Genomic DNA, 3,715 nt, shown 5'->3' with positions numbered 1-3,715 from the left:
GCATTAAAGAATTGCTTAAATTGCTTCTGTAAGGAGATAATCGTCATCGGCTTCACTATTGATGTAGGTAGTTTGTTTGGCGACGATTATCTGATCATAAATGAAGCCTTTTTTCTATCTAAATAAACAAGTTAGCTCTTAAGATCCTGTCTATGTTTAGGTCTTAGGTTCTACAATCGCACTAAGCTTTATTCTAAGTTGTTCCCCAACAATACTTTCACTCACGTCGAACTCAGCAGTGACATTTTGAGTGAAGCCAGCAAACATCTTGAAGGTGACTTGGGTAAATGTTTTACACACATTGGTCCCGCACCAGTTAAACAATTTATTGACCTTTTTAATAACATGTTTAACCACTTAACCATTGGGTTCCAGGATGAGTCTAAACTTGGACAAATCACTCTCTATGGTCACGATACCTATTTCAATTTGTTTGACTATGAAAAGAGTATTGATGTGTATCTATCCGCAATGGACGAGTTGGTTGATTTTTCAAACTCAGAACCAATCAAGAGAGATAGCTATCGACGTTATCTCTTACGTGAACAAGGGTTTTCCTACGTAGTTGATGAGCTGTTGAATGATCGTTCACCGTATTCGATGTTTCTTGGTGACATAAGTATTAGTCTTTTTTATGAATTGTGGCTTGCTAATAAAGAGATCAATGCATCTCCGAAGGGCTTCTCTAAACGTGCTGCTAGTTCCTATTCTGATAAACCAAGCTTTATATGTTCCCCTGAATTCGACTTGTTCAGCCTCGATAAACTTGAAAAATTGGAGTCAGATAATAAGTACTGTTTAGAGGTGATCGATAAATTTTTGGTATCTCTAGATAGGGCAATCGAGAAAGATTCTTCAAGGAAAAGGTCCCTTGAAGAATCTAAAAGAAAGCTTACAGAACTTTCGAGTCAACTCAGCGGCCCGTCAACGAAAGTTACATTTGAGTGAGGGGGTTTTGGGATACCACATCTTCTAGGTAAACGGGCGCTAGGTGAGCGTAACGTATCGCTGTGACCAAGTATTCGTTATAGCGAAATTATATTGCCACCGAAAATTATGTAATAAGGCTAATAGAAAAATGCGGGCAGGTCTTGCATTTTTATTACTGTTTTGACTTGTTTTTTCTAATCTAACAGCGTGACCAAACTCAGTGTGCCACTACATTTCTATGGGGTTTAATCTGCTATCGATTTTTGCAAATCATTGGGTACAAAATCACAGGGTGAATATCTGAAAATCAGTTCGCTTGTATTTCTTCATAACTTTGTGACATATATGAACCGCCTGTTGCCACTATCCAGTCTCAATAGATTCTGGATAGTGGCTGGTTACCCTTTACCTAAATGACCACTCAGTGATCGCAAAGTCCACGATTTTGTTATGCCGTTTATCTATTGCTTCACAATCCCACACTGGGTTCTCGCTATCTTTAACGAAAGAAGCAATCTCAGCCTGTTGGTTGAGAATGGGGTTCTTTCTGTAAGACATTAACTTATCGGCAAATGGTTTGTTTCCGATGGACGCATTGTGCGACCCTGATATGAGCATTAGGTTACCAAGACAATTGAGGTATTCAGAGCTAAAGTCTTCGGAATATTCACCCTGCTCATTGAGTTCATATCCTGTTTCGAGAGGACTTCCATCAGTAGGCGTGCGCGGTGCTATATGTTCAATTTGTTGGTTAGTAATCTTGAACCCTTCGACTGAATATCCCGCTCTCTGAAGATAACTCTCGTAGCTCCAAAGCAGGTAGCTTAGTACATTATTTCCGTACATCCCGCCATGTAGATAGTTCTTCGTATTTGTATCACTCCAATACCATGTATCGTTGAGCTTACTTGTTATTTTTTCTGATAAGACAGCATTGTCACCATCGTAGGAGAGCAGAATTTCATTGAGACGCTCTTGGATATTTGCCCGACTATTGATGAGCTTAGCCCTAAAGGTTATCACTTCAAGAATGCGGAAAAGAGTTGGGAGATCTGAAGAGTTATATCGGTAGCCCTTAATAATGAATGGGTAAACGTATGCGGGGATCCCAAGTTTAAACAGCCTTTTCGCATACAGACTTTCTTCATGTTGTAACTTATCTATGGCCACGAATGAATCGTTTAAACTTCGAACGTACTCTTTTATCCAGGTAACTTTGTCATCTTTGTTACGGAAAGCTTCCTTCAAGTCATCCAGAGTGCGGTAGGCGTACCCCTTGATATACGCATTGTTGTGGTAAATCAGCACACTATCTTCATTAATCCGCTCTATGTTGTTGATTACCTGATAAATGCGTTTAAATATGTTCGATACAAATTCGATATTGTTCTCAACATCGTCAGCAGGGCTATTCACATACATCTGATACATGAAATACGATTTGACCTTTTCCATATTGGTCAATTCTTTGCCTCTATTATTTTCCAGTTCAAACATCAAAGCCGCATCTTTCTTACCCTCCAACTCGATTATGGTAAGGTCGGTATTTTCAAGCTTCTCTTGGATACTGACAAGGCGTGCGGTATCAAGCTTAGAGAGTTGTTTAGTGAAGTATGCTTTGGCTTCAAGTAGTTTCTTTTGTGATGGAGAATAGGCATCAAACTGATCGTGATTTTCAACAATTAGGCAGTCATAACAACTTCGATCATATTCAACTGGGCGGAGTTTTATATTTTTATCTCTGATGAAAGCTTCTTCAGTGTCATCAATGTCAAAATCATGCTCTGACAGGTTATTTCGTGTCTTTAATACATTGAGTAGAGAGCGAACAAATATAGTAACGGTCGTGACCCTTTGCTGGCCGTCAATGATTTCGTATAACTTGTTCTTTTCAACGCATTCAAGAAGAATATTCCCGAAAAAATAGTTGTTTTCCCCATCTACTTGCTCATAAAGATCTGACAAGAATTCATTCCAGTTGTTCTCTCCCCAAGCATAAGCCCGCTGGTATACAGGGATCTCGTAACTAACCTTGGAGGGCTCAAAGAAAGCCAATACTGTGGTTTGATTAAAGTTCATTTTACTCCCATCACTAAACATCACAAAGTGTTTAATATCAATAGGTTAATCATAGCAGATGCAGTAAAAGGAAACAGTGAATAATGCAGTATTTTTGATTCATTACATTAGAACCCATATTGGGGCTTGTAGTGGTTCACTAAAACTGGCCACTGATATAGAGTTTCCCCATATTTTTATTTATGCGAACAAGGAAGACACTGATGGCATTCGTAACTCATAATTGCACTAAAATGAACCAGATAGGGATTGAACTCAGGTTCAAACTCAGGAACTTACCTTTCCTGATGCCTAGAGTTCTAACTTTGTCCCCAAACTTCTAGACCACTAGAGACTGGTCTTCAATCACAGCTACGCACGAATACGTTGTTTAAGTGTTTCTAAGCTATTTAATAGTCGATAACCAAATGGAAGTTCTTCAGTGATAACGTGCCTTGATTAGGAAGCAATGTGTGTTTGCACGGTTTGCACGGTTTGCACGGCTTTGTTTCCTAAATCAGGGAACTAATGCTTAAAGCTACGATCAGATCATCTAAGTTCACTCACATACTTAGAGCAATGCCAAAGCCTCGCTACAGAACAACTAACTGGAAACAATATAACCAAGCCCTAATCAATCGTGGTTCACTGACATTCTGGATTGATGAGGAAGCGATTCATCAGTGGAAGCAACTCAAGCAAGGTAAACGAGGTCGACCTCGATTGT

General features: G+C 39.3%; 3 protein-coding genes. 2 read left to right on the top strand and 1 reads right to left on the bottom strand.

Annotated features, from left to right (window positions below; all coding sequences use genetic code 11):
- The first annotated feature begins 246 nt into the window (after window positions 1–246).
- Window positions 247–948: a hypothetical protein gene (locus AB4558_RS21920; protein ID WP_372074994.1), complete on the top strand. Its 702-nt coding sequence runs from the start codon at window positions 247–249 to the stop codon at window positions 946–948.
- Window positions 949–1,335: 387 nt separating this feature from the next.
- Here AB4558_RS21920 and AB4558_RS21915 read toward each other — a convergent pair whose 3' ends face one another.
- Entirely contained in the window at window positions 1,336–3,009 is a 1,674-nt protein-coding gene (locus AB4558_RS21915) for a DUF262 domain-containing protein (protein ID WP_372074993.1), read from the bottom strand.
- Window positions 3,010–3,567: 558 nt separating this feature from the next.
- On the opposite strand from AB4558_RS21915, the gene AB4558_RS21910 reads away from it, so the two are divergent.
- Window positions 3,568–3,715 (top strand): transposase (locus AB4558_RS21910; protein ID WP_372159108.1); only part of this gene is annotated, 148 nt, incomplete at its 3' end.

Source organism: Vibrio sp. 10N.222.51.C5 (assembly GCF_041474575.1).
In the GTDB taxonomy this organism is placed as follows: Bacteria; Pseudomonadota; Gammaproteobacteria; order Enterobacterales; family Vibrionaceae; genus Vibrio; species Vibrio crassostreae_C.
Note: the sequence above shows the minus strand (reverse complement) of the source record. Positions and strands in the feature narration are given on the sequence as shown.

What these genes read in the sequence shown, in the direction of transcription:
- AB4558_RS21915 (WP_372074993.1), bottom strand. Translation starts at nt 3,009, where the DNA reads ATGAACTTTAATCAAACCACAGTATTGGCTTTCTTTGAGCCCTCCAAG.